Below are 25,855 nucleotides of genomic sequence, written 5' to 3' on the forward strand. Positions count from 1 at the left end.
CTCTCTCTTTCTATATTTCAGTCATTACAAACTGCAACAACCTGCTGTCTGTAACGCATCTCGACATTTTAACTCTTCTTCTGCTGAGCTCTTGCGCCGGCACAAACCTCTGTGATCTCCTGTGTGATCGCAGCCTGTCTTGCTCTGTTATAGAGGATTGACAGATCTTTGATCAGATCCTGTGCACTGTCTGTTGCTGACTTCATTGCCATCATACGGGCATTATGCTCACTGGCATAAGCCTCAACCAGACATCCGTAGATCATACCGTTGATATAACTTGGTACAATACTGTTCATGACATCCATAGGAGATGGATTTAGTTCGATTTCCTCGCGATACATATTCAAAGGCATCTTCATTTCGCCAAAGTCCCCTCTCTCGAGTGGAAGAAGTTTTAACACTTCTGCCTCTGACTGAACTGCATTTTCCATTCGTGTATATACTACGTAAACTTCATCCAGCTCATGATTGTTAAACTGATCCAGAATAACCGCTGAGATGTCACGGGCACGATGCATGGTCGGCTTCTGAACTGTGTAACGGAAGTTTGTATCAATATCTACATCCTTCTTTGCGAAATAATGACGTCCAAGCTCTCCCACAACAAAAAGCTTATGCTGACCCGGCTTGGAAAGAATCTCTTCCTCAAGCTTCACAATATTGTGATTGTATGCACCGGCCAGTCCCTTGTCCGCCGTGATAACGATCGATCCAATCTTACGTTCCTCTGCCGGAATGTTTTCCCTCTTGTTGAAATAACTATGATGTAATTCTGGTAGATGACGTAAAATACGGCTGATCTCACCCTGCAGTGCATAGAAATATGGCTCTGTATCTGCCAGCTTCTTTCTCGCCTGTGTCAGTTTGGAAGAAGAGATCATATACATTGCATTGGTAATCTTCATTGTGTCTTTGACACTGTTGATTCTGCTCTGTATCTCTCTGATATTTGCCATATTAACACCTGCTCTTCTTGAATTCCTTCGCTGTCTCTACGATCTTGTCGATCAGTTCCTCTGTCAGGACTTTCTTCTCTTCGATTTCCTGACCGATTTCCGGATGCTCTGTCTCGAACATCTGAAGCATATCATACTGGAACTGTTTGATTTTTGTCTTCTCAACACCTAAGAGTACTTTATGTGTTGCTGCACACAGTGTAATTACTTTCTCATGCAAGGAAAGTGGATGATACAGTGGCTGTTTCAGAAGTTCCATCAGACCACTTCCATATTCCAGTTCTTCCTTCGTAGCTGCATCAAGATCTGAACTGAACTGTGTGAAGACTTCCATCTCACGATACTGCGCCAGATCGATACGAATACTTCCTGATGCTTTCTTCATTGCTTTTGTCTGAGCTGCACCACCAACACGGGATACGGAAAGTCCAACGTTGACCGCCGGTCTCATTCCTGATGCGAAAAGTCCACTCTCTAGGAAGATCTGTCCATCTGTAATGGAAATAACATTTGTCGGAATATATGCTGATACATCTCCTGCCTGTGTTTCAATGATTGGAAGTGCTGTGATAGAACCTCCGCCCATCTCATCACTCAAACGGCTGGATCTCTCCAGAAGTCTTGAATGCAGGTAGAATACGTCTCCAGGATATGCCTCACGTCCCGGAGAACGTCCAAGCAGAAGAGAAAGTGCACGGTATGCAACCGCATGCTTGGAAAGATCATCATAAATGATCAGTGCATCTTTTCCCTTGTGCATAAAGTACTCTGCCATAGCAGTTCCTGCATATGGTGCAATATACTGAAGCGGAGCACAGTCACTTGCTGTGGAAGATACGATGATCGTATAATCCATTGCTCCGTGTGTCTGTAATGTGTTAACAACTTTGGCTACTGTAGATGCTTTCTGTCCGATTGCAACATAAACACAGATCACATCTTTGCCTTTCTGATTCAGGATTGTATCCAGTGCAATGGATGTCTTTCCTGTCTGACGGTCTCCGATGATCAGCTCACGCTGTCCACGGCCGATTGGGAACATTGCATCGATGGAAAGGATACCTGTCTCAAGCGGAACGCTTACTGACTTACGATCAACAATTCCAGGTGCCTCATTCTCGATTGGGCGATAGTCGTCAGATTTGATCTCACCTTTTCCGTCAATCGCCTCACCAATGGCGTTGACAACTCTTCCTACATAAGCGTCTCCAACCGGAACGCCTGCTTTCTTTCCTGTACGGGCTACCTTTGTGCCTTCACGGATTCCTGTGTCACTTCCAAGAAGGATACATCCGATCTCATTCTTACGAATATCCTGTACCATTCCCTTAAGGCCGTTTTCAAAAGTAACGATTTCCCCGTACATGGCGTGATCAATCCCGTAGATTGTGGCGATACCATCGCCGACAGTAACAACAGTACCTACTTCACTGTCCTTACTCATTGTATCAAAATTCTCTATTTCTTCTTTCAGGATAGAAATAATTTCATCTGAATTGATTGAACTCACCTTGTTCACCTCCAGGTCAATCTTTGTTCTAATCTGTTCAGGCGTCCTTTCATACTCCAGTCATACTCATCACTGCCAACCCGGAGAATAAATCCTCCAAGCAGTGCTTTGTCCTGGCGAACTTCGATTTTAGCACGATTTGCGCCATATTTCTTGCAAAGGAACGCCTCCATTCCTTTTTTCTGTTCCTCCGTCGGAGGCTGAATACATGTCAGAACTGCGTTCAGAACCTGATTCTGTTCATCACAGTATCTGTCATATGCTGTGAAGATATCTTCGATCAGATCCATTCTCTGATATCTGCACGCTACTTTAAGGAAATTTTTTATCTCCTTTGGAAATACTCTGTCTACCACATTCATTTTTTTCTGAAGTTCAATGGTAGGATTCGCGAAAATCTCGTGAAGCTGCGGTACTTCCTCAAAAATCTCACGTGTTTTCTGTACAGCTTCTTTTGGGACACCTACTTCATACAGGACACGTGCATATCTGATTGCTGCCATTGGGCAGTAAATCTGACTCTTACTTGTCTGTGTCTTCATCTGTCCCACCTACTTCTCCCAAAAACTGGTCATAAATGTTCTGCTCTTTGTCTCCCACGATCTTCTCAGCGGATGCCATAGCCAGTCCTGCAATCTGAGTCTGAAGATCTTTCATTGTCTTCTCACGCTCAATACGTACATTCTCTTTTGCAGCTTCCAGAAGATCTCCGGCCTTGCTTCCTGCTTCACTTACGATGCGGTCATACTCTGTCTTAGCCTCTGAGCGTGCCTTCTCAACAATCGCTGCTGATTCAAGCTTTGCTCCCTTTAAAGCATCTTCATATTCCTGTTTCATCTTCTGCGCATCACTCTGTGCATCCTGTGCACCCTGAAGACCATCTGCGATCATCTGTCTGCGCTTCTCCATGATATCACTCACCGGTTTGATCAGAAAATGTCTCAACAGGAGGAAGAGAACAATAAGGTTGATAATGGTATAGACAAGGTTCATATTTAACTGAAGCACCTTTTACACCTGCCTTTCCTGTTATCTGCTTCCATCATTTTCATAAGATTCTTTTCGTTTCTTATTTCAGGAAGAAGATGATCAGGATACCAATGATGAAACCGTAGATAGCTGTTGCCTCTGCAAGAGCACATCCAAGGATAAGGTTCTTACTGATCTTGCTTTCTGCCTCTGGCTGTCTTGCAATAGCTTCTACTGCTTTACCTGTTGCATGTCCGATACCGATACCTGCTCCGATACCTGTGAATACTGCGATAGCTGCTCCAATAGCAATAAGTGTTGACATAATTTTAATCTCCTTTTCTTTTCAATAGAATGTGTTAAGTTCTTACTCCATCTCTTCATTCATAAACAGAGATGTCAGGAATACAAATACGTATGCCTGAAGTAGGCCGTCGAAAATATCAAAGTAAAAACTGATTGGAATCGGAATGATCAGTGGAACGATTGCTTTCAAAAGTTCCATGACTACGAATCCCGCCAGCATGTTACCAAAGAGTCGCATACAAAGCGACAACGGCCGGATGACGATTTCCAGAATCATGATCGGTGCTACAATTGGAATCGGCTGTGCAAAATGCTTTGCCCAATGTCCGAATCCATTCTTGCGGATACCTGAGAATTCAATGAGACACATACTCATGATTGCCAGGGCTGCCGTCACGTTCAGGTCTTTCGTCGGAGGCTTAAAGCCAAACAATGGTGCAATTGTGTTTGAACAGGCGAGATATAACAGAACCGTAATCAGATACGGTACATAGCCCTTGTTCTCTTTCCCAAGTACTCCGACAAAGAAGTCCTCAGCGGCGCCGATACCGGCTTCGAGAGCCAACTGCACTTTTCCGGGATTCTCAACCTTTAAGTTTCTTACCAGGATAATGGATGCTATCACAAGCACTGCCATGATGATCCAGGTAACTACTACAGATTCATTGATCCCGCCAAGAACCGGAAGTGTGAACACTTTCTCACAATTCAGTTCTTCCATAAGATTGTCTGCCAGATTTCCCGTATTGCTCCCTCCCTTTCTACCTAATGTATATTGCTGTATTTTGTCACTTTTCGTATACAGCATGGCAAATGTTACTGCTTATAATCGCATTAAAACGTCATGTTCTCCGAAAAGTTGACTAAATATTACTCCCATGTTTTCTCTTTGTCAACGTTCCACTTCAACAAGTTAAATTCATAAAAAAAACTCTTTTTTTATTTCAATTTGCTCTTTTTTTATTCTACGTTTTGTCTATTTTTTATTACTTTTTTAACCGTTTTTCGCTCTTATTTTAGAATCCGCTCTTTTTTTATGCGCATTTTCCACAATAAAATTGTTTTTATTTCTGTACATTTGTACGATTCAAAAAAAATTTCATAGACACTTTGTCTTAATTTGTATATTAATGATAATTTTTCTCCTGTTTTTCGTATCCTTTTCAGAATAATAGCAAAAACAGATGTTACATTTTTGTTACGATTTTGTTTTCTCAAAAGAAAAGCACCCATTTTCAAACCATAGCATATGGTGTGATAAATAAAATTTTATTTTTCAACATATACTTGTTTTGGCTACGATTATGTGCTATAGTAATTGCAGCTAAGAAAAGAGATGAATATGACATATTCACACAAAAATGACCCCTCATGAGCCGCCAACTCATGAGGGGTCTTCTCTTTTTTGATGGTTGAGCATCCATTCAGGCTAATTGTCGCTGTCATCTCCGTCTAGCTATTTGCAAACTAATTACAAATGTAACAATATATGTTTAGTGTTTTTTCAATTGCTGGTAAACATATGATACCGGCAGTCCAACCACATTATAGTAGTCCCCTTCGATTCCATCTATATACGCCGCAAAGCTTCCCTGGATTCCATAAGCTCCCGCCTTATCCATCGGATCTCCGGTTGCGATATACGCACGGATTTCTTCTTCGTTCATCTCATGCACATGAACCTTTGTCTCTACCGCATGGTTAATGATTTCTTTCTCGCCTGCATTATTATAGGAAAGAATTGCAACACCTGTATAGACTTCATGTGCTCTTCCCTGAAGGCTTAGAAGAATCTCATATGCATGATCTTCATTCTTTGGCTTGCCAAGGATTTCTTCGTCACGTACAACGATTGTATCTGCTCCGATCACAATTGTATTTTTCAATTCTACTCCCTCTGCCTGAAGATCAGATGCAACATTTTCTGCTTTCATCAATGCAAGTTCTTCTACAATCTTCTGTGGTTTTGTACTTGTATAGACTTCCTCTTTATTACTTACCTTTACCTCAAATTCTAAACCGATTTGCGCAAGCAGCTCTCGTCTGCGCGGAGATGCTGATGCAAGAATGATTTTCTGATTCATTATCATTATCCTTTTCTATTATTATAATATAATTTTCACCGATGTCATTTCTTTCTTCATAATAGCATAACTGTTCAGAGCCAACCTCCAAAATGCTACGCATTTCGTCGGTGTGGCGTATCCGCCAAATAAAATTTAAAAAACAGTCTTAAAAATGCAAGCATTTTATACCTGTTTTTTTAATTTTGCTTGGCTCTGAACAATTACATAATATCATAAAAAGAGTGGACAGCAAAACTAATTTCTGCTGTCCACTCTCTTCATATTATGAAAGACTTTGAAATTTATAAGTCTTGTTCTCTTCAATCATCTATCACATTCGATGAAACTCCAAGTGTCATATCTTCTTCAAGATAAATCACAGCTTCTGTTCCGTCTGTGATTCTTCCGCTGAAATGTCCGGCGAATTTTCCGGCCAGATCAGATATTCCGCTCACCTGGACTGTAACTGCCGGTTTTGCTTCTTCCGGAATCTCAATCACTCTTTTCTCTCCAGACTGCATTGCCCCGATTGTTACTGTTTCTGCTCCGTTGAACTTAACCTGAACATTTTCCAGTTCAAGCGGTGAAGTGTTACGGATTGTTATGTTACTTGTATACTGTCCACTTGCTTCCACATATTCTGATTTTCTATATAAAAACATGCCTGTAAACAAAAAGATAACTGTAAATGCGATGATCAGATTCTGCAAAACTCTTCTCATTCCCCTGCCTCCTATAAACTCTCTTTAAAATTTCTATTCTTATTTTCCTTTATTACACTAACAGAATAGCATTCAGAGATTTCTTTTTCTAGAGACAGATTCACTTAATTTTTTTCTGTTTTTCATCGTTTTGTCATTGATTTCGTTGACAAACATTGTTTATTTCAAGACAATGTAATCGTTTCCACACGTTTTTGTTATATTTTCACAATACTTCTTCTCACAGCTTATTCTATACAATATCCAAATAGGTCTTATGCTCCGGTGCAGGAAATGCACGGTCAAGAGCAGCGTATTCTTCGTCTGTAAGGATAACATCTTTTACTGCCCAGTTCTGAAGTACATGCTCTGTTCTGCCGCTTCTTGGAATTGCAATCACCTGGTCTTTCTGAAGAACAAATGCGAGAAGTACCTGCATCGGTGTAATGCCACGAGCTTTTGCTATTTTCTGCACTTCTTTGTTCTTTAACAAGCTTCTTTGCAGGCTTCCAGCCTGTGCAAGTGGGCAATACGCCATAATCGGTGTCTGATGTTCTTCCAGCCAGGGCATCAGATCATACTCTATCCCACGGGATCCCAGATGATACAATACCTGATCCACCTGACAGTGATCTCCATTGGGAACTGAAAACAGTTCTTTCATATCTGATGTATCCAGATTGGATACGCCCCAGCTTCTGATCTTGCCTTTTTTCACCAGTTCTTCCATTGCATCCACTGTTTCTTCCAACGGAATACTTCCGCGCCAATGCAACAGATACATATCCAGATAATCTGTTTTAAGATTATGCAATGTCTGGTCAATACTGTCATAAATCTGCGGACGTCCTGCATTGTGCGGATATACCTTTGAAACAAGAAAGAGTTTTTCTCGAGAATATCCCTGGATCGTATCCCCGATTAATTTCTCTGAAAGTCCATTTCCATACATTTCAGCTATATCTATTAAAGTAAATCCTGCATCAAGCCCTGCCTGAAGCGCCTTCTTTTCCTGCTGGTAGATTGACAGATGTTCACCAAGCATCCAGGTTCCCATACCAAGACGCGGCATTTTCATTCCATTTTTTAATGTAAGATATAAATCACTCATTTTCTTCCCTTTCCATATATCGAATCATCCCTTCAGCAGCCCGTTTTGCTTCCTCTACAGCATGAACCACCGTATTCGCTCCCTGTACAACATCTCCTGCCGCAAAAACACCTTCATGTGTTGTCATGCAGTTCTCATCTGTCAGAAGAAGTCCCTTCTCTGTCGTTTTTAACTGATCCGTTGTAAGTACCAGCTTATTCTTTGGTGCCTGGCTCACGCAAATGATTACAGAGTCTGCTTCTACCTGATCTAATTTTTCTTCATATCCGATCACTTTATTGTTTTCATCAAATATACTTGTTTTAAACATCGGACCGGCTTCATTGATCGACTCTATTGCCTTTCCAAACACAAAGTCTGCGCCCTCCAGTTTTGTATAAGACACCTCTTGAGAGCTTGCGGAAATGCGTTTTCCTCTTGCATACAGTGTAACCTCTTTTGCACCATGACGCAATGCAGTTCTGGCTACATCCATCGCAACATTTCCCATACCGATAACAGCTACTTTCTCTCCCAATTGATGTGCCTCCGGTCTTCTGAGGTAATCAATCCCAAAGTATGCATTTCCAAGACTCTCTCCTTTAATTCCGATTGCCTTCGGTCTCCATACTCCTGTTCCTACAAAGACACTGCTGTATCCGTCGCGGAACAGATTATCGATCACGATTGCACTTCCGATCACGGTATTCGGGCGAATCCGGATTCCCAATTCTTCCATTTTCTTTTTGTATCGGTCGATCATAGATTTTGAAAGACGGAATTCTGGAATTCCATACTGCAACATACCGCCGATTTTGCTTCGTTCTTCAAAAATCGTTACTTTATAACCTGCTAATGCAAGCTTGATAGCAACTGTAATTCCTGCCGGTCCTGAACCGATCACCGCTACTTTCTTTCCGTTTTTCTCTATTTTCGGCACTTCCATCCTGTCAAGATAAGAATCTGAAATGAAATTCTCAATACTGCTAAAATGGATTGGACTGCTCTTTCTTCCTAAAACACAATGGCCTTCACATTGATTTTCATGGTTACATACGGTGGAGCAGACAGCGGACATTGGATTATTTGCAAAAAGGATTTCACCGGCTTCCATCAAACGGTTTTCAAGTAATAATTGAGTGATTTGTGGGATAGGTGTATGAATCGGACACCCTTGCTGACAAAGTGGTTTTTTACATTTCAGGCAACGTTCTGCCTCGTCGATAATATGTAATTTCATTCTGTTCTTCCTCCTGACCTTTTATTCAGATAGAAAATGCCGACCACAGTTTCCCATGACCGGCAATAACTTATATTCTTACAAATGGTTAATCTTAGTTTTCTCTTTCTACAGACACATTAGATACTTTTTCGTAGTATTTTACAATTGCACTGTGGTCATCTTTTTCATTTCCGTCAGCCTTTAAGGACTGCATGATCTCCATGATCTCTGCTGTAAGCGGAAGAGATGCATTTACTGCATGTGCAGCGTTCAGCGCATTGTTCAGATCTTTGATGTGAAGTTCAATACGGAATCCCGGCTTGAAGTTGTGATCCATCATCATCGGTGCCTTTGCATCAAGAACTGTAGAACCTGCAAGACCTCCACGGATTGCCTGATATACAAGCTCCGGATCTGTCCCGGCTTTCTTTGCCAGTGTAAGTGCTTCAGATACTGCTGCGATATTCAGTGCAACGATTACCTGATTTGCAAGTTTTGCAACATTTCCTGATCCAAGTTCTCCAACATATACAACAGAACCTGCCATCTGCATCAACAGTTCATAATATTTGTCAAATGTCTCTTTCTTTCCACCAACCATAACAGAAAGTGTTCCGTCGATTGCCTTCGGCTCTCCGCCACTTACCGGTGCGTCCATCAGCTCAATTCCTTTTTCTGCAAGCTCAGCACCAATCTTTTTAGATTCTACCGGATCAATAGAGCTCATATCAATTACAACTGTTCCCGGTTTTGCTGCCTCTGCAATTCCACCTTCACCAAGACATGCTGCACGTACATGTGGTGAGTTTGGAACCATTGTGATGATTGTGTCACACTCTGCTGCTACTTCAGCTCCGCTTTTTACTCCCTTTGCACCTGCTGCAACAACCTCTGCAACTGCTGTCTCATTAAAATCAAATACAACGAGCTCATTTCCTGCTTTTAACAGGTTCATGCTCATCGGTTTTCCCATAATTCCAAGTCCAATAAATCCTACTTTCATTTTATTATTTCCTTTCTTTTAACACATCTGTTTCATTGCTTCATGCAGCAGCTTAAAGCTCTCTTCTGACTGCTCTACATAAGGAGAATCAATCAGATACGCTTCCAGAATATCAAGATTCTTCTGCGTCGGCTCGATTCCAAGCTCCTGCAAAGTTAATGGCATGTCCATCCCTTTCATGAACAGACGAAGTGCCTCTTTATCTTCACTTAATTTATTGTAATAAAGTTGTGTAAACAGTGCCACTGCCACGATTTCTCCATGCAGCGCATGCTCTGCTTCCTTTGTAAAATAGGTTCTCACGCCGTCATACATCATATGACCAAGTGCTGACTGTGAGAAGCTTTTCGTGATGTTCGCGATCACACCGGTTACTGCTATGTTGATAAATGTAATATCTTCTACTGCTTTTGTCAGTCTCTTATGACGAATATCTTCAATTGCCTGTGCACCATACTCTACAAGCACCTCGTAAGTATACTCTGCCATCTTGTAGGCACTGAACAGATCAATTTTATTTTCACTGAGATACATCTTCGGCTTGCCGTTCTGTATCTCAATTTTTTTTGCCATTGCATCAAGAATTCCGGCCGCCGCATAGCGGATTGGGCATTCTGCGATCACCTGCAGATCTACAAGAACTGCATCGACTTCATGTTCGAATCTCCAACAGTCCTTCTTCGCGCCTTCCGGTGTATACATAACACTCATTGTTGTAAATGCGGCACATGTTGCAATTGATGTTGGAATGTTGACAACTCCGGTGTCTGCATATTCACCGACTGCTTTTGCAAAATCCATAACAAGTCCGCCACCGATTCCAACTACCTCATCACAGTTTTCTACTTTGCATTTTTCAGCATATTCCCTGGCAGCTTCATAAGAACACTTTCCACTATACAGGTGCAATTCATACTCAATTCCTGCCGTCTCAAATCCCGGAATCATCCGTTCTTTCACTGCATCCCATGCTCTCTTTCCGGCAATGATAAATGCTCTCTTTCCAAAACGTGAAATTTCTTTTCCACACTCTTCAAGTAAATTCTTTTCCTGTCTGTACCTCCCGGCTCCGAATTTAATTGCCGGATCTAAAGTCACTTTTTCCATTTTCCCGCTGCCTTTCCTCTTCTGTCATAATCTATCTTTTAATTGGATGTTTTGGATTCTTTCCGGAAAGGACAAGATGCACATCCTCCGCTACATCCAGTGCGATCCGATCCATACATTCCACCGTGTTGGAACCAATATGCGGTGTCAGGATCACTTGTTCCAGTTTCAATAATGGATTGTCTTTTTGGGGTGGTTCTTCTGAGAACACATCCACTGCCGCACCTCTGATCTGACCATTCCTGATTGCTTCTGCTAACGCCTCTTCATCAACAACGCCGCCTCTGGAAACTTGAATCAGGGAAGCGGATTTCTTCATCATGGCAAACTCTTTTTTTGAAATAATTCCCTGGTTCTTTTCTCCTCCCGGCACATGCAGACTGATATAATCCGATGTTTGCAAAAGTTCTTCCCAGGATACGATTTCTATATACCCTGGAATTTCTTTTCCTTCTGGACGCGGCACATAAGAAATGACTCTCATATCCAGCCCCAGCGCTGCCTTTCTTGCTACCTCTTTTCCAATCTTTCCAAAACCGATGATCCCGAGTGTCTTTCCTGCTACATCGGTCCCTTTCAGTGAAAATTTCTTCTGAAAATCCCCATTCCTTACAAGTTCTTCGGATTCTTTCAGACGTTTTGCAAGATTTAAAATCACCGTTATAGTGAATTCTGCAACAGATAAGGTCGTCGTGTCCGGTGAATAAGTCGTATAAATCCCTAACTCATTCGCAGCCTTCCAGTCAAGATTGTCATATCCTGCCCCATGTCTGGCTATGATTTTCAGGTTCTTTCCTGCTTCAAGTATCTCCTTGTCTACTTTTGCAGTTCGCTGAATCATTGCATCACATACTGCAATATCATTTTTTATTGATTCTTTGTCTGTCTTTCCGCTGCCGCGGACTATCTCATAGCCTTTTTCTATGAGATAGTCCTCTCCCGCTGCAGCGATTGGCTGAGGAATGTAAATCTTCTGTTTCATTTTCTACTGTCGTTCTCCTTATCTTACAAGACAAGGTTTCTTTGGATCGAATTTCCATCCCGGGATCAGATACTGCATTCCTACTGCATCATCTCTTCCTCCAAGACAGTTATCAAGGTACAGCTGATGTGCTTTCTTCACCTGCTCAAGATCCACTTCAATACCAAGTCCTGGTTTCTTTGGAACTTCTACGCATCCGTCTACGATCTGAAGTGGCTCTTTTGTCAGTCTTTCAAGACCTTCCTGCCAGATCCAGTGTGTATCCAGTGCATTGTACTCTCCCGGAACTGCTGCTCCAACCTGTGTAAACATTGCAAGGGAGATATCAAAATGGTTATTTGAATGAGATCCCCATGTATAGCCAAAATCATGGCACATCTGAGCTACACGTACAGAACCACTCATTGTCCAGAAATGTGGGTCTGCAAGGATGATGTCAACTGCCTGAGATTCCAGAGAGTGTCCAACCTGTCTCCAGTCTGTAGCGATCATGTTTGTTGCTGTCGGGAAACCTGTACGTCTGCGGAATTCACTCATAATCTCTCTTCCTGAATAAACACCTTCTGCTCCGCATGGATCTTCACAGTATGTAAGGATTCCTTCCATTCCCTTTACATATTCAACTGCTTCTTCAAGAAGCCATCCACCATTTGGATCAAGGTCGATTCTTGCGTCCGGAAGTGCTTTCTTCATTGCACGGATCACATCCATCTCTTCGTTTCCTGCAAGAACTCCTCCTTTCAGTTTAAAATCTTTAAAACCGTATTTCTCTTTTGTAGCAAGTGCCATCTCTACAATCTTATCTGCTGTAAGTGCTTCTTCGTGACGCAGACGGTACCATGCACAATCTGAATCCGGCTCTGAATCATACGGAAGATCTGTCTTGTTACGGTCTCCTACAAAGAAGAGATATCCAAGCATTCTTACTTTATCTCTCTGCTGTCCGTCTCCGAGAAGTTCACAAACCGGAACACCAAGCTGCTTTCCAAGGAGATCAAGACATGGAGCCTCGATTGCTGTAATTACATGAACTCCTGTACGAAGGTCAAATGTCTGGTTTCCTCTGACATCTTCCTCACCCTTAGAATCAAGATGTGCTTTCACTTTAAGCAGTGTGCTCTTATACTCAGCAACCCTTGTTCCTTCAACAAGCGGGATACATTCCTCAAGTGCTTTTGTGATCTTCTCTCCTCCCGGAACTTCTCCAACTCCTGTCTCTCCATTCTCATCATAAAGAACAACAATATTTCTTGTGAAGTACGGTGCGTGTGCTCCACTTAAATTCAGTTCCATACAGTCTTTTCCGGCTACTGGATATACTTCCATTTTTACGATTCTAGACATAACAATTTCTCCTTTTATACACGAACTTTTTCTCTATCTGTTTCTATTCTACTTTTATTTTTACTTCAGTGATCGGACCGGAGATTGACTTGCAGTCCGACCACCGAAATCATGGCAGCAAATTTTAGTTTATTAACATTTTTTAATAACTTCTTGTTTTAAACAAGGTTCATATCTGCAAGTACTTTATGCAGCTTCTCTTTCTCTTCTGGTGTCAGTTCGCCGATCGGATCTAAGCATTTTCCTACCGGAATTCCTTCCTGAACAAGACCTTCCTTGATTGCTGCCGGGAATGTTCCCATACCGCATGCAATACGGAACGGAGCCAATGTAAACTGTGCTTCCAGAGCTCCTTCAAGATCTCCTGCAACGTATTTATCATAGATATCCGCTGCAATTCTCGGTGCTACATTTGCACAGGATGCGATTGCTCCTGTTGCTCCGTAGCAAAGTGCTGCGTAGATCAAAGTATCTCTTCCCATCAGTACAGAGAAATCTTTTCCTCTTGTCAGACGGATATACTCTGCAGCATTTGTCATATCACCTGTACTGTCTTTTACAGCAACAATATTTTCAATATCAGCAAGTTTTGCAACTGTTGCCGGTGTGATTGTCACATTTGTCTTTGGTTTATTGTTATACATGATGATTGGAAGTGTTGTATTTTCTGCGATTGTCTTATAGTAGTTGTACAACTCATCCTGTGTCTGGGATACAAACATCGGTGTCAGTACGGAAACTGCATCAACTCCGACCTCCTCACAGATCTTTACCAGTCTGATAACTCCTCTTGTTGTAATGTGGCTTGCTCCGCCGTAGACCGGAACACGTCCTGCTGTCTCATCAACGACTGTCTCAAGGATCTTTCTGTATGTATCATCATCGAATGCGTAGAATTCTCCGGTTGTTCCAAGTGGAAACAAACCGTGAACTCCGTTGTCGATCAGGTGATTTACCATCTGTCTTAATACCGGATAGTTTACTTCACCCTCGTCTGTTAATGGTGTAATAATTGGAGGGATAATTCCCTTTGGTACGAATGTCATAATAAAAAACTCCTTTCAATTTATAGCACAAACTGTAATAACAGTAATTCTATAATTCCAACGCCTGCCATGATCAATGACACTGCTGTTTTACATCTTACCTGATCTTTTAATTCTGTCAGACCGAACATTCCATTGAATACCCAGAATCCGCTATCATTGAAGTAGGAGAATGAAATTGCTCCTACACAACAGGAAGCTGCGAGCAGGATTGGGGATACACTGATTGATGCCATCAGTGGTGCTGTCAGGGATGCTGCTGTTGTGATTGCTACTGTTGCAGATCCAAGCGCGATTCTCATCAGTGCTGCAATGATAAATGGAATCAGGATTGCCGGAAGCGGAAGTCCTACAACTGTCTCTCCAAGAACATTTCCGATACCGCTGACTTTGATTACATTTCCAAGAGAACCGCCGGCTCCTGTGATCAGCATGATAATACCTGTATCTTTGATTGCTGTATCCATGATACCGATAACTTTTTTATTATCTTCTTTTCTTACCAGTCCATAGATTGCAATGATTGTTCCAACACCAAGTGCGAAGATTGGTTCACCTACAAGACTGATGATTGTGTTTGCCACTCCTTCACCTGTTCCAAACAGTCCCCAGAATGTTTTAACAAAAATCAAAACAATCGGAATGATAATCGGAAGAATAGATGCTGTGAATGACGGGAGATTCTTCTCTCCTACCAGTTTTTCAACTTCTTCCATGGATTTGATATATTCTTTTTTGAATTCTTTTCTTTCATATCCATGTCCATCTTCATTTGGAATCTGATAGATTTTCTTTCCAATATATTTACAGTAGAATACTACAACGATCAGCATCGGAATAGAAATTCCTGCTCCGATCATAATCATCTGTCCAACATCAACTCCAAGCATTCCGGCTGCTGTCAGCGGTCCCGGTGTCGGCGGCACCAGACAGTGTGTCAGCTGAAGGCCGCAGGCCAGTGACAGTGCAAGTCCTACAACAGAGATTCCTGTTACGGAAGACATTGCTTTTACAAGTGGTGCAAAAATAACGATTGCAGAATCTGCGAATACCGGGATAGATACAACCCATCCTGTGATTGCCAGTGCCCATTCTTCTTTTCTCTTACCGATTACACGGATGAAAGTAAATGCAAGCTGTTCCGCTGCTCCTGAAACTTCAAGGATTCCTCCCATCATAACTCCAAGTCCGATTATGATACCGGTACTTTTCAATGTGTTTCCAAATCCGTCTTTGATAGCGGTCATAACGCCGACTGTCGTTTCTCCGGCTGCATTTGTAATATCTGCGACCGGCATGCCCCCGATCAATCCTGTAATCAATGCTGCGAGCAATAATGCAATAAATGTATGTACCTTTGTCTTCATAACCAGGACGATCATTATCGCTATTCCGATCACCAGCCCCAGCATCATTCTGGTTGATTCACTCATAGTTCTTACCTCTCTTAATTCTTTTTCTCAACAGATGTATCAGAAATCTTCTCGTAATATTTTACGATTGCACTGTGATCATCTTTTTCATTTCCGTCTGCCTTAAGTGACTGCATGATCTCCATTACCTGTGAAGTAAGTGGAAGTGCTGCATTTACTGCATGACCTGCATTCAGTGCGTTATTCAGGTCTTTGATATGGAGTTCAATACGGAATCCCGGTTTGAAATTGTGAGCCATCATCATTGGTGCTTTTGCATCAAGCACTGTAGATCCTGCAAGACCTCCGCGGATAGCTTTATATACAAGCTCCGGATCTGCATCATTTTTCACTGCAAGTGTCAGTGCCTCAGACACTGCCGCAATATTCAATGCTACAATCACCTGATTTGCGAGCTTTGCTACATTTCCGGATCCAAGTTCTCCGACATACACTACAGATCCTGCCATCGCCATTAATAAATCATAGTACTTATCAAAGTTCTCTTTGCTTCCTCCGACCATAACAGAAATTGTTCCGTCGATCGCCTTTGGCTCTCCACCGCTGACCGGTGCATCCATTAAGTCAATTCCCTTTTTGTTCAGCTCTGCTCCGATTTCTTTCGACTGTACCGGATCGATCGAACTCATATCGATCACGATCGTTCCTTCTTTTGCTGCGGAAGCGATTCCGTTTTCTCCTAAACAGACTTCTCTGACCTGAGGAGAATTCGGAAGCATTGTGATGATCACCTGACAGTTCTCTGCCACCTCTGCCGGGCTTCCTGCTGCCTGTGCTCCCTCCGCTGCCAATTCTTCTACGCTTGCCTTGCTTCTGTTATATACAACAGCTTCATATCCTGCTTTCATAAGGTTTCTGCACATTGGTTTTCCCATAATTCCAAGTCCGATAAATCCAACTTTCATTGTTCTTCTCCTCTCAGATTTCTGATATTTTGTATTACTGCTATTTCAACTTGTTCCTAATCGTCTTTGATAATTCGCGCGCTTCTTGTTTCCTGCCTTGCCTTTGGTCAGGTAACTTATCTATCTGACATGCATATTGTACAAAACTGAGTACAAAGATTCCATTGACAGATTGTTCAATGGAGTGTGCTCTGATTTATGTAGATTTCATAAGTTTTCATTTTTTGAATTATGTATTTCATTTTTATTTCATTATGTTTCGCTTCTGTTTTTTCTTATTTGTTTCAATTTCAATTTCTTTCCATTCATTTCATCATATGTAATCATTTTTTCATTTTTTGAAACATTATGAATTCTGCACAAATTCTCACTTCATTTTTATACATAACAAAATACAGTTTTTCACATCAAAAAAGGAGACAGTTTTAAACTATCTCCCTGTATACATTTACCTGTTCCTATAGTAATTCATTTCCACCATAATTGGCTTCTATTCCATACTTTTTCATTCTTCTCCAGAGAGTTGTCGTGCTGATACCGAGCTCTTCTGCCACCAGTTTCCGGTTTCCGTGGAAACGTTCAAGCAGCTCCTCAAGTTCATCTGTCTCCTGAGAACGATACACAAGAATCCTCTTCTCTCCATGAGATTCTTCCACATGTGGAAACAGTTCGTCATATAAATTTTGAAGAACGACTTCATCAATCATGCGTTTTTTGGCTGTAAGAACAAGTCGTTCACAAAATGACCGTAGCTGGATCCCATTCCCTGTCCACCTCAGTTCCTGCAGCTTCTTATATGCTCCTTCTGTTACGCTAAGCGGACGGTTGTATTTTTCCTTATATATCTTCAATTCTTTATCAAAACAATTTCTCAGATCCTCCGGGCGTTCATTCAATGAAGGAATCTCAAGTACCAGGCTCTGCAGCATATAATATAATTCCTCGCTAAACTCTCCCTTTTCCACCAGATGTTTCAGATTTATCTTTGATGATCCTATGATTCTTACATCCAACGTGTCAAGTGGCTGTGCATCTGTTCTCATCTGCGCCCTGCTTAACATTGTACGCAAAATCTGATGCTGTACACGCAAAGTCAGATGCTCGATTCCTTTAATAAATAAGGTTCCGTGATTTGCCTTTATCATTGCACCCTTTGCACCAAAAGTTGAAACTGTATCTCCGGCTTCTCTTCGGAAAAGCTCTTCCATCTGATGTTCTTTATCCATTCCCCGCATATTAATGCTGACATATGGACCCACTTTGCGGATACTATTATTGTGAATTGCTTCTGCCAAAAGATAATCCTCTGTACCTGCCTGCCCATAAATCATAACTGCGTGTTCAGACAAGGCATACATTTTCGCAGTTTCAAGCATTTTTCGCATCTGTGCATTCTCTGTCTGAATATCTTCAAATTTGGTCTGCGCCGCAAATCCATGCAGCAGCATATCTCCCTGGATATCCTTGGTCTTTTTTGAATTGTCTGCCAGCTTCTGAAGAGACAAAATTGCTCCTGTAATCTGATTGTCATACTGGATTGGTGCAATCATTGCCATCCAGGTCTTTTTCCTGACAGAAACAGAAGTGGAATAGCTTTCGCTCTTTCCGCTTAAAATATTCTCGATCAAGAGCGAATCGATTCCGGGGAGAATCTCCGTCAGGCTCTTTCCAACCAGATCTTCACTATTCTTTCCTAACAAATTTTCAACCAGTTTATTGACTACAATCACTCTTCCTTCTGCGTTCACCTTGATAATTCCATTAAAGGACGTATCCAGTACTGTTTCAAACTGCGCAGTATTACGCTTCTCACTTTCAGCTGCATAGGACGCATTCTTCGCTGCAAGAAGGGCTTCTTTTAGCGATTCTTCCGTTGATTGATAAAACAGTGTCGAATATCCCATCGTTTCTGCTGCTCTGCAGGTTCCTTCTCCACCAATGATCAGATCCGGTCTTTCCTCAAAATCTGCAATAATGCTTTCAGCCTCTTCAATACGTTTTAGATAAATCACATCCAGTCGTATATCAAACAGCTGCTCCATATACGACATATCACAGAGCATATTTTCAAATGCGATCAATGCAATATGTGGATGCTCTTTCTTAAGAATCGTCTTTGCTTTCTGAATGAGCAGACCAATCTCCTGTGCATGAAAACGAATCTCAACAACAGGAATATTTGTATATTCTTTAATTAACTTCGCCTGATATCCTCTGGCAACCAGAATATGGGCTCCGGCCTCCACTGCAATTCTTGCTTTATTCACTGCATCTACTGTATGCACAGCCTCAAGATAGACCACATCCAGATGATTTTCTTCTATAATTTTTCTCGCCGGTTCGACCATCCGCTCTTCCGGGAGAAACATTCCTATTTTAACCATAATAAATGCCTCCGACCATAATTCACTTTCTTTTACCTTATCACGCACTTCACTATTTTATCAACAAATTTATTCCCTACAATTATAAAAAGAAAAAGAATCTTCTCCGCAGCATTTGGGACAAGATTCTTTTTCTGTTCGTGTATTTGCCGGCCGCAGCACGCTCTGCGGCCAGCTCTATATTCTTTTTAGGAGACTAAGAATTTTTCAAAAACATATCTTAGGTAATCGGTGCCGGATTAAAGATGCACAGATCATTGTGGAGTTTATATTTTTCTGCAAAACTCTGATCTTTTCCGCTTGCAACCGCAATAATTTTATTAAATAATTCTGTACCGATATCTGAGATCTGTGCTTCACCCGTAGCAACCGGACCTGCGTTGATATCGATCAGATCCTGCCACATCTCTTTCATCTCATTTCTGGAACAGACTTTAATAACCGGTGCTGCTGCAAGTCCATAAGGTGTTCCTCTTCCGGTCATAAATACCTGTAGTGTAATACCGGATGCAAGCTGGCAAGGTCCACAGACAATATCACTGGCCGGTGTTGCTGCATAGATAAGACCTTTCTTTGACGGGCGCTCTGCCGGAGATAATACTTCTACGATCGGTGAGCTTCCTGATTTAGCAATTGATCCCATTGCTTTTTCTACAATATTACAAAGTCCACCTTTCTTATTTCCCGGAGTTGGATTAGCGCTTCTGTCAACATTTCCCTCTTCCAGATAGTGGTCGTACCATTTCATCTCTGCCGCAAGCTTGTCGCAGACTTCTTTGCTCACACAGCGTTCTGCGATATAATGTACGCCGTCCCTTACTTCTGTAACTTCTGAAAACATTACGGTTGCACCTGCATTTACAAGCATATCTGCTGCGTATCCGGCAGATGGGTTTGCGCTGACGCCTGAAAATGCATCACTTCCGCCACACTGCATACCGATGCAAAGATCGGAAAGCGGTAATGTTTCTCTTCTTCTCTGATTAAGAATTGCAAGTTTTTTATCTGCCATCTCCATAATGGCATTTACCATGGCATCGAAACCTTTCTGTTCCTGAAGAACAATTACATTTTCCGGGGAAATATCTGCCTCGTCCAGCAATTTTTCCACTGTTAATTTCTCACATCCAAGCGCAACAACCATCACCTGTCCGCCAAAATTCGGATGATGTACAAGATTGCGTAAAGCACGGATCGGCACTTTCGCCTCCGGTGCATTGATTGCGACACCACATCCATACGCATGATTGATTGGAACTACGTCATCCACATGCGGATATTTTGGAAGCAGTTCTTCTTTGATTCTCTTCACCGCCACATTAAGTACACCAGTTACACACTGAACCGTTGTGCTGATTCCAAGAATGTTTCTCGTTCCTGCGTATCCACCATTTGGATTCCTATATCCTTCGAATGTTGTTACCGGCGGTGTCGGAAGATCTGTTACAATCTTTTTTCCATACTCCATATCATCAACAGATGGTGGTGTCGGAAGCTCCAACATAAATTCATTGATCCAGTCTCCCTTTTCAATATCTTCCAGAGCATACCCCAGAATAACACCGTAACGAATCACTGGCTGTCCCTTTGGGATTCTCTCAAGCGCTACTTTATGAGCCTGTGGAATATCCTGACGGGTAACCAGATCTTCTGAAACCTGTGTTCCGGCTTTGATTTCTTTCACTGCAATTGCAACATTGTCTGCTTCATTCACTTTTACAAGAAGTCGCTTTGCCATGAATGATTCCTCCTTTTCACTTAGCAAGAAATGTTTCGTTTTTCTTTACTATTCTTTATGGTTTTATCATACGCTCTTACTGTTAATAAGTAAAATTCATTGTTTTTCTACTTCTCTTAATTTTTTTAATAGTTTTTCTTGTCAGTCCATATCGATCGAATTATACTGAAAATAGAAATGTAAAGGCTCATTCACAGAATCAGTAGAAAGGTTATTCCTATGGATTTAAAACAGATTGAATATATTTTAAAAATTGCAGAAGAACAAAATATTACCCATGCAGCCGAAAAGCTATTCATCACCCAGTCTGCCCTCAACCAGCAGCTTCTCAAGCTGGAAAAAGAGCTCGGCACTCCGCTATTCTACCGTTCCCGGACTGACTGGCACCCAACCCCTGCCGGCGAAATCTATCTCAACGCAGCAAAAGACATTCTTCTTATAAAGAAGAATGCCTACAATCAGATTCACGATCTCTGCGAAGCACAGAAAGGTCATATCACTCTCGGATTCACTCCCGGCCGCGGAATTGCCATGTTCACCAATGTTTATCCAAAGTTCCACAATATTTATCCATGTATAGAAGTGGAACCGATTGAACGTAGCGTTCGCGATCAGCATCCACTTCTCTTATCCGGTGAACTTGACCTTGGTTTTATGACTCTGACCAGGTCGCAGAAGAAATCAGGAATCATTTATGAAACGCTTGCTTCGGAAGAAATGGTTCTTGCTGTTCCTACAAAACTTGTAACTGCCTTAGATATGAAGAACGGTGATCTGGCTCTGCTCAAAGAAGAGCCTTTTGTCCTCACACAGAAAACTTCTACCATCCGGGAGATCGTTGATTCCGTTTTTAAAAATGCCGGATTTACCCCTAATGTTCTGTTCGAAACTTCAAATAACCATGCGATCATCTCTATGATCCATGAAAATATCTGCTGTGGAATTTTACCGATGTATTATATGGATCTGGAAGATAAGGCAATTACCTATTTTCAATTACCTGACCATCCTTCCTGGGAGATTGTTGCTGCATATCGCAAGGGACATTATATCAGCAAGCCGGCGCGGACACTGATCGAGCTTGCGGGAAATTATTTCTACTCTTGTAACACTTCGCTTGCAGTGCTAAAATAAGCGCAGAATAGATAGATGCCGTCATGGCGATATCTCAAACACATACAACAGGCTCAGACTTTCAGAGGTGATATAAATGGAATCAAAGATAGAAAACAGAATCAACGAATGCATTTCACATCTAGACATTACTTACTCTTATCAGCTGGCAAAGCAGATGGAGACTCACAAAACCAATCCGGTACTCGGTTTCCGAACCGCCGGTTCTGATGCGGAACATAAGACAGGGGATTTTTTATATGAAGAAATGAAACGCATCGGACTTCAGCATGTGACGAAGGATGAATTTTGGCTGGATTCCTGGACCTTTGAACGTGCCGTGCTTCGTTTCCGGGATCAACATGGAGAACTGCATACTTGTCAGATGGGTGCTTATCAGACGAATTTTGAGACAGATGGATTCGAGACTTATGATCTTGTCTATGTCGGCCGTGGAACCGCATCGGACTATGAAGGGCTCAATGTCCGTGGAAAGCTCGTTCTTGCTGATATCAACCAGCGTGATGAATGGTGGATCAACTATCCGGTCTATCAGGCATATTTGAAAGGGGCTGTTGGATTGATTGCTGTCCAGACACAAGGCTATGCTGAAATTGATCCGCAAGCACTCAATGCTCAGGATATCGCCGGACCGGAATATGCCCCTGCATTCTCTCTTTCGAGACTGGATGCTTCTTATTTAAAAGAACTTCTCTGTCCCGAAGATCCTGCAGTATCTCATCCGTCCTCTGTCGCAGTTGAACTCAACGCCTCTTCCTGGGTTGAACGTAACCGCCCGGCTTATAACATTACCGGATATCTTCCGGGAACTGCCGCTTCTGAAGGGGACGACCGGATGATTCTGCTTTCCGCACACTACGATTCCTATTTTGACGGATTTCAGGATGACAATTGTGCGGTCTCTATGACATTTGGAATCATAAAGGCTCTGATTGACAGTGGCTATCAACCGCGCTATACAATCGCAGTATGTGCCCTTGCTGCCGAAGAGTGGGGTGTCTGTGATTCTAAATTCGACTGGTCAACCGGAGCCTGGAACCAGGTATTCCGTGTTCACCCGGAATGGCAGGGCCGCGTGATCGCTGATCTCAACTTTGAACTTCCGGCTCACGCCCATAACACACAGGATGCAATCCGCTCTACTTATGAGTCTGCTGATTTTCTGAAACATTTTTGCGAAAATATAACTGTTCCGAAGGAGGCTTACCCTGATGGACTGACAGTACTTGCACCAATCGAGACATGGTCGGATGATTTTTCCATCGCCATCTCCGGTATTCCATCTACCGTAAATGATTTCAGCGCAGGACCGTTTATGGAAACGCATTACCACTCCCAATATGACAATGAAGAGTTCTATCAGGAAGCAGTTTACCGTTTCCACCATGAGCTCTATACAAGGCTTTTAGTTACACTGGATCAGCTGACACTTCCGCCACTTGACTTTTCCAGACATTTTCTGGCAATGAAAAGTTCCGTCGCCGACTGTCTTGCAGCACAGTCCAATGCCCCGGCAGAAGTATTGGAAGAAATTCCGGCGCTTCTGGAAAGTATTTCAAAGGTATGTGAATCTGCCGATTTATTATATGAAAAGATTCAGGAAATCAACAACCATACTGTTTCCGCTGACTTCCCAATGGTGTCCGGACTTTCTTCTAAACTGCTGCACATTTTCCGGAAGATGCAGGACTACTTCGTCCGCCTCGACTGGCAGGACGCAGTCTGCTTCCCTCATGCTGCTGCCAGTCAGAACCTCTGTCACCTGGAGCAGGCAGTCCATGCACTGGAAAGCCAGAACATCACCGCCGCACTGGAGGCACTCTATGAAGTTGATAATAACTGCTACGCATTTTTATTCGATGAAGAAGTCTATTATCACTTTACGGAATATATTTTACATCAGCCAAAAGACCGTCTGATGTGGGGCGCCGGACGCATTCTTCACCATGAGAATCTCTACGGCCTTGTCCAGCGTCTGAAAGAACTGGATCAGATGGCAATCCCAGGTTCTCTTGATGTTGAGATCAGAAGACTTGAAGCCGCTATCCGCCGCCAGCAGGCCTACTTAAAAGATGATTTACATTATATGAAACAATCTGTTGATAAAATCCAGGCTTTGATAAACGATTGCCTTGAAACATCATCACATTATAATAAAGAAAAGAATGGAGAAAACCAATGAATAGCGATAAGCTCTACAAAGTACAGGAACAGGATCTTGACCGCCTTAAAGAAATACTGACCGTCTGCTTTCAGAACGACCCGCTCTACAGCACTCTGATCGAAGATGAAGCAACAAAAGAACGTCTGCTGCCACATCTTCTTGAGTGCGACGTAACTGAATTATTTGAAACCTGTGAAGTCTTTGCTGACAGCCCTGAATTGAAGGGAGTCCTGATCCTTTCTGACGAATCCGATCACCGTCATGCATTTTATAATTATTTTGTCAGCCTGAAAGAAAGCCTCATCACAGACGGCTGGCTGCTCCACGAGGATCCGACTATGAAGACATTTTTCAACTTTGTCCTCGGAAAAGATTACCTCAACTCCGCTTGGACAGCACAGCTTCATGAAACGCGAAGACTTCATGTCATCTACCTCGCCGTTGATCCGAAATTTCAGCATCACGGTCTCGCAGAAATGATGATGAATGAAGTCATTGCCTGCGCCGACCGCAATGATATGATGATCTCTCTTGAGACACATAATCCGAACAATGTGCCATTTTATGAGCATCTTGGATTCAAGACATTCGGAATCGTGGAGAAACCTCATTTTCAGTTAAAACAATATTGTATGATCAAAGAATTGTAAATGTTCTGTACACCTGTTCCGCAGTATCTGCCAGGTTTCTCTTAGCATTTTCATTCTTCATTGCCTCTTCCAGCGTAACCACACCACGCAGGATAGGGAAAAATGCATCAATACCGTGTTCATTACATTTTCTGGCATCTCTTTCGACTGCGCCTGCAAATGCAAGTACCGGCTTGCCGTATTTCTTTGCAAGTGCAGCCACTCCAACCGGAGCTTTTCCCATTGCTGTCTGACCATCCATCCGGCCTTCCCCCGTGATGACAAGATCTGCATCCTTTACATACTCTTCTAACTGTGTCTCTTCCAACACGATTTTAATTCCTGATTCCAACACAGCATCTGTAAATGTGAGAAATGCGAATCCAAGGCCTCCTGCTGCTCCTGTTCCTTCCTGCTTTGCATCTGCCTTTGGGAATTTTTCTTTCGCCAATGCTGCATAATATCCTAGCCACTGATCCATCTGACAGATCATCTCCGGTGTTGCACCTTTCTGAGGACCAAATACTGCACTGCATCCCTGTTCTCCGCAAAGAGCATTTGTTACATCACACGCAATCTTAAACTTACACTCTTTTAATTCCGGAAGCACATAAGTATCTGTGATTTGCTCCAAAACCTTCAACCCCTTTGCACCAAATGGAACCTGATTTCCGTCTTTGTCAAGGAAACCGTAACCTAATGCCTGAAGCATCCCGACTCCCCCGTCATTTGTCGCACTTCCGCCGATTCCGACGAGAAAACGTCTGCATCCCTTGTCAATCGCATCACGAATTACTTCTCCCACGCCATATGTTGTTGTATTCAGCGGATTTCTCTCTTCATCAGAAACCAATGTAATTCCTGCTGCCCCCGCCATCTCGATCACAGCTGTTTTTGTGCTTTCAATGATACCATACTCACAGATCACCGGTTCGCCAAGTGGTCCTGTCACCTGTACTTTCTGTAATGTTCCGTTCATTCCGGATACAAGAGCCTCTACTGTACCTTCCCCTCCGTCAGCTAACGGTCTTACAATCACTTCTGCATCCACATCCACTCTTTGGATTCCCTCTGCCACTGCCTGTCCTGCTTCCATAGAAGTCATACTTCCTTTAAATGAATCAATCGCTGTTACTATTTTCATAATGAACTCCTTTCCATGT

The 25,855-nt window shown here is 42.4% G+C and carries 22 protein-coding genes and 1 pseudogene; 3 read left to right on the forward strand and 20 right to left on the reverse strand.

Features of this window, described 5'->3' with window-relative positions; genetic code table 11:
* Positions 1–68 precede the first annotated feature (68 nt).
* From atpG to garD, 19 genes and pseudogenes are all read right to left on the reverse strand, one after another.
* A complete protein-coding gene (atpG, locus tag LI162_RS10090) occupies positions 69–959 on the reverse strand; it encodes an ATP synthase F1 subunit gamma (RefSeq protein ID WP_015527988.1) in 891 nt (296 codons plus the stop codon).
* Between the two features lies 1 nt (position 960).
* A complete protein-coding gene (gene atpA, locus LI162_RS10095) occupies positions 961–2,469 on the reverse strand; it encodes a F0F1 ATP synthase subunit alpha (RefSeq protein ID WP_181984662.1) in 1,509 nt (502 codons plus the stop codon).
* A gap of 5 nt (positions 2,470–2,474) precedes the next feature.
* A complete protein-coding gene (gene atpH / locus LI162_RS10100; protein WP_055160490.1) occupies positions 2,475–3,011 on the reverse strand; it encodes an ATP synthase F1 subunit delta in 537 nt (178 codons plus the stop codon).
* Positions 2,992–3,477 (reverse strand): F0F1 ATP synthase subunit B, encoded by a 486-nt coding sequence (gene atpF, locus LI162_RS10105; RefSeq protein ID WP_054753251.1) that lies wholly within the window; start codon positions 3,475–3,477, stop codon positions 2,992–2,994. The genes atpH and atpF overlap by 20 nt, the downstream gene beginning before the upstream one ends.
* Positions 3,478–3,538: 61 nt before the next feature.
* Positions 3,539–3,763 (reverse strand): ATP synthase F0 subunit C, encoded by a 225-nt coding sequence (atpE, locus tag LI162_RS10110; RefSeq protein WP_015527990.1) that lies wholly within the window; start codon positions 3,761–3,763, stop codon positions 3,539–3,541.
* Between the two features lie 42 nt (positions 3,764–3,805).
* Complete coding sequence (locus LI162_RS10115; RefSeq protein WP_055148644.1) at positions 3,806–4,465, reverse strand: F0F1 ATP synthase subunit A; 660 nt, start codon at positions 4,463–4,465, stop codon at positions 3,806–3,808.
* A 772-nt stretch (positions 4,466–5,237) separates the two neighbouring features.
* Positions 5,238–5,828: a Maf family protein gene (locus tag LI162_RS10120; RefSeq protein ID WP_020436123.1), complete on the reverse strand. Its 591-nt coding sequence runs from the start codon at positions 5,826–5,828 to the stop codon at positions 5,238–5,240.
* Positions 5,829–6,130: 302 nt separating this feature from the next.
* Positions 6,131–6,532 carry a DUF5300 domain-containing protein gene (locus LI162_RS10125; RefSeq protein ID WP_020436124.1) on the reverse strand — a complete coding sequence of 134 codons (402 nt, stop codon included), beginning with the start codon at positions 6,530–6,532 and terminating at the stop codon, positions 6,131–6,133.
* A gap of 232 nt (positions 6,533–6,764) precedes the next feature.
* Complete coding sequence (locus tag LI162_RS10130) at positions 6,765–7,622, reverse strand: aldo/keto reductase (RefSeq protein ID WP_227156464.1); 858 nt, start codon at positions 7,620–7,622, stop codon at positions 6,765–6,767.
* Positions 7,615–8,841, reverse strand: a complete 1,227-nt coding sequence (locus LI162_RS10135) for an NAD(P)-dependent oxidoreductase (RefSeq protein WP_020436126.1) — start codon at positions 8,839–8,841, stop codon at positions 7,615–7,617. Before LI162_RS10135 ends, LI162_RS10130 begins: the two co-directional genes overlap by 8 nt.
* Positions 8,842–8,935: 94 nt before the next feature.
* Positions 8,936–9,826: a 2-hydroxy-3-oxopropionate reductase gene (garR, locus tag LI162_RS10140; protein ID WP_020436127.1), complete on the reverse strand. Its 891-nt coding sequence runs from the start codon at positions 9,824–9,826 to the stop codon at positions 8,936–8,938.
* A gap of 18 nt (positions 9,827–9,844) precedes the next feature.
* On the reverse strand, positions 9,845–10,933 hold the full coding sequence (locus LI162_RS10145; protein WP_227156472.1) for an iron-containing alcohol dehydrogenase family protein: 1,089 nt from the start codon (positions 10,931–10,933) through the stop codon (positions 9,845–9,847).
* A gap of 31 nt (positions 10,934–10,964) precedes the next feature.
* Positions 10,965–11,915 carry a hydroxyacid dehydrogenase gene (locus LI162_RS10150; RefSeq protein ID WP_117915926.1) on the reverse strand — a complete coding sequence of 317 codons (951 nt, stop codon included), beginning with the start codon at positions 11,913–11,915 and terminating at the stop codon, positions 10,965–10,967.
* Positions 11,916–11,933: 18 nt separating this feature from the next.
* The gene (locus tag LI162_RS10155; protein ID WP_055148596.1) at positions 11,934–13,259 is read right to left on the reverse strand and encodes an enolase C-terminal domain-like protein; all 1,326 of its coding nucleotides are present in this window, start codon (positions 13,257–13,259) and stop codon (positions 11,934–11,936) included.
* Positions 13,260–13,417: 158 nt separating this feature from the next.
* A complete protein-coding gene (locus tag LI162_RS10160; RefSeq protein WP_015528000.1) occupies positions 13,418–14,305 on the reverse strand; it encodes a dihydrodipicolinate synthase family protein in 888 nt (295 codons plus the stop codon).
* A 20-nt stretch (positions 14,306–14,325) separates the two neighbouring features.
* On the reverse strand, positions 14,326–15,738 hold the full coding sequence (locus LI162_RS10165) for a GntP family permease (protein WP_118110509.1): 1,413 nt from the start codon (positions 15,736–15,738) through the stop codon (positions 14,326–14,328).
* A gap of 14 nt (positions 15,739–15,752) precedes the next feature.
* Positions 15,753–16,652: pseudogene (gene garR, locus LI162_RS10170) on the reverse strand (2-hydroxy-3-oxopropionate reductase); the annotation flags it as partial.
* Positions 16,653–17,101: 449 nt separating this feature from the next.
* Entirely contained in the window at positions 17,102–19,027 is a 1,926-nt protein-coding gene (locus LI162_RS10175) for a sigma 54-interacting transcriptional regulator (RefSeq protein ID WP_117915922.1), read from the reverse strand.
* 220 nt (positions 19,028–19,247) lie between these two features.
* A complete protein-coding gene (gene garD, locus LI162_RS10180; protein WP_118142476.1) occupies positions 19,248–20,765 on the reverse strand; it encodes a galactarate dehydratase in 1,518 nt (505 codons plus the stop codon).
* A gap of 219 nt (positions 20,766–20,984) precedes the next feature.
* Here garD and LI162_RS10185 point away from each other — a divergent pair, with 219 nt between their 5' ends.
* The 3 genes from LI162_RS10185 (at position 20,985) to LI162_RS10195 (ending at position 24,713) form a co-directional block, all read left to right on the forward strand.
* Positions 20,985–21,899, forward strand: coding sequence for a LysR family transcriptional regulator (locus LI162_RS10185; protein ID WP_196020516.1), 915 nt, complete (start codon positions 20,985–20,987; stop codon positions 21,897–21,899).
* 76 nt (positions 21,900–21,975) lie between these two features.
* Positions 21,976–24,081 (forward strand): M28 family peptidase, encoded by a 2,106-nt coding sequence (locus LI162_RS10190; protein ID WP_227156474.1) that lies wholly within the window; start codon positions 21,976–21,978, stop codon positions 24,079–24,081.
* Entirely contained in the window at positions 24,078–24,713 is a 636-nt protein-coding gene (locus LI162_RS10195) for a GNAT family N-acetyltransferase (RefSeq protein WP_118174250.1), read from the forward strand. Before LI162_RS10190 ends, LI162_RS10195 begins: the two co-directional genes overlap by 4 nt.
* Here LI162_RS10195 and LI162_RS10200 read toward each other — a convergent pair.
* Entirely contained in the window at positions 24,700–25,836 is a 1,137-nt protein-coding gene (locus LI162_RS10200) for a glycerate kinase family protein (RefSeq protein ID WP_227156476.1), read from the reverse strand. The genes LI162_RS10195 and LI162_RS10200 overlap by 14 nt on opposite strands.
* Positions 25,837–25,855: the final 19 nt, after the last annotated feature.

It is taken from the genome of Mediterraneibacter sp. 210702-DFI.3.120 (genome assembly GCF_020561005.1).
GTDB lineage: Bacteria > Bacillota > Clostridia > Lachnospirales > Lachnospiraceae > Mediterraneibacter > Mediterraneibacter faecis.

Bases quoted from the DNA above. Each gene is read 5' to 3' on its own strand.
- atpG (WP_015527988.1), bottom strand. From the start codon at position 959: ATGGCAAATATCAGAGAGATACAGAGCAGAATCAACAGTGTCAAAGAC.
- atpH (WP_055160490.1), bottom strand. From the start codon at position 3,011: ATGAAGACACAGACAAGTAAGAGTCAGATTTACTGCCCAATGGCAGCA.
- atpE (WP_015527990.1), bottom strand. From the start codon at position 3,763: ATGTCAACACTTATTGCTATTGGAGCAGCTATCGCAGTATTCACAGGT.
- LI162_RS10115 (WP_055148644.1), bottom strand. From the start codon at position 4,465: ATGGAAGAACTGAATTGTGAGAAAGTGTTCACACTTCCGGTTCTTGGC.
- LI162_RS10120 (WP_020436123.1), bottom strand. From the start codon at position 5,828: ATGAATCAGAAAATCATTCTTGCATCAGCATCTCCGCGCAGACGAGAG.
- LI162_RS10125 (WP_020436124.1), bottom strand. From the start codon at position 6,532: ATGAGAAGAGTTTTGCAGAATCTGATCATCGCATTTACAGTTATCTTT.
- LI162_RS10130 (WP_227156464.1), bottom strand. From the start codon at position 7,622: ATGAGTGATTTATATCTTACATTAAAAAATGGAATGAAAATGCCGCGT.
- LI162_RS10135 (WP_020436126.1), bottom strand. From the start codon at position 8,841: ATGAAATTACATATTATCGACGAGGCAGAACGTTGCCTGAAATGTAAA.
- garR (WP_020436127.1), bottom strand. From the start codon at position 9,826: ATGAAAGTAGGATTTATTGGACTTGGAATTATGGGAAAACCGATGAGC.
- LI162_RS10145 (WP_227156472.1), bottom strand. From the start codon at position 10,933: ATGGAAAAAGTGACTTTAGATCCGGCAATTAAATTCGGAGCCGGGAGG.
- LI162_RS10150 (WP_117915926.1), bottom strand. From the start codon at position 11,915: ATGAAACAGAAGATTTACATTCCTCAGCCAATCGCTGCAGCGGGAGAG.
- LI162_RS10155 (WP_055148596.1), bottom strand. From the start codon at position 13,259: ATGTCTAGAATCGTAAAAATGGAAGTATATCCAGTAGCCGGAAAAGAC.
- LI162_RS10160 (WP_015528000.1), bottom strand. From the start codon at position 14,305: ATGACATTCGTACCAAAGGGAATTATCCCTCCAATTATTACACCATTA.
- LI162_RS10165 (WP_118110509.1), bottom strand. From the start codon at position 15,738: ATGAGTGAATCAACCAGAATGATGCTGGGGCTGGTGATCGGAATAGCG.
- LI162_RS10175 (WP_117915922.1), bottom strand. From the start codon at position 19,027: ATGGTTAAAATAGGAATGTTTCTCCCGGAAGAGCGGATGGTCGAACCG.
- garD (WP_118142476.1), bottom strand. From the start codon at position 20,765: ATGGCAAAGCGACTTCTTGTAAAAGTGAATGAAGCAGACAATGTTGCA.
- LI162_RS10185 (WP_196020516.1), top strand. From the start codon at position 20,985: ATGGATTTAAAACAGATTGAATATATTTTAAAAATTGCAGAAGAACAA.
- LI162_RS10190 (WP_227156474.1), top strand. From the start codon at position 21,976: ATGGAATCAAAGATAGAAAACAGAATCAACGAATGCATTTCACATCTA.
- LI162_RS10195 (WP_118174250.1), top strand. From the start codon at position 24,078: ATGAATAGCGATAAGCTCTACAAAGTACAGGAACAGGATCTTGACCGC.
- LI162_RS10200 (WP_227156476.1), bottom strand. From the start codon at position 25,836: ATGAAAATAGTAACAGCGATTGATTCATTTAAAGGAAGTATGACTTCT.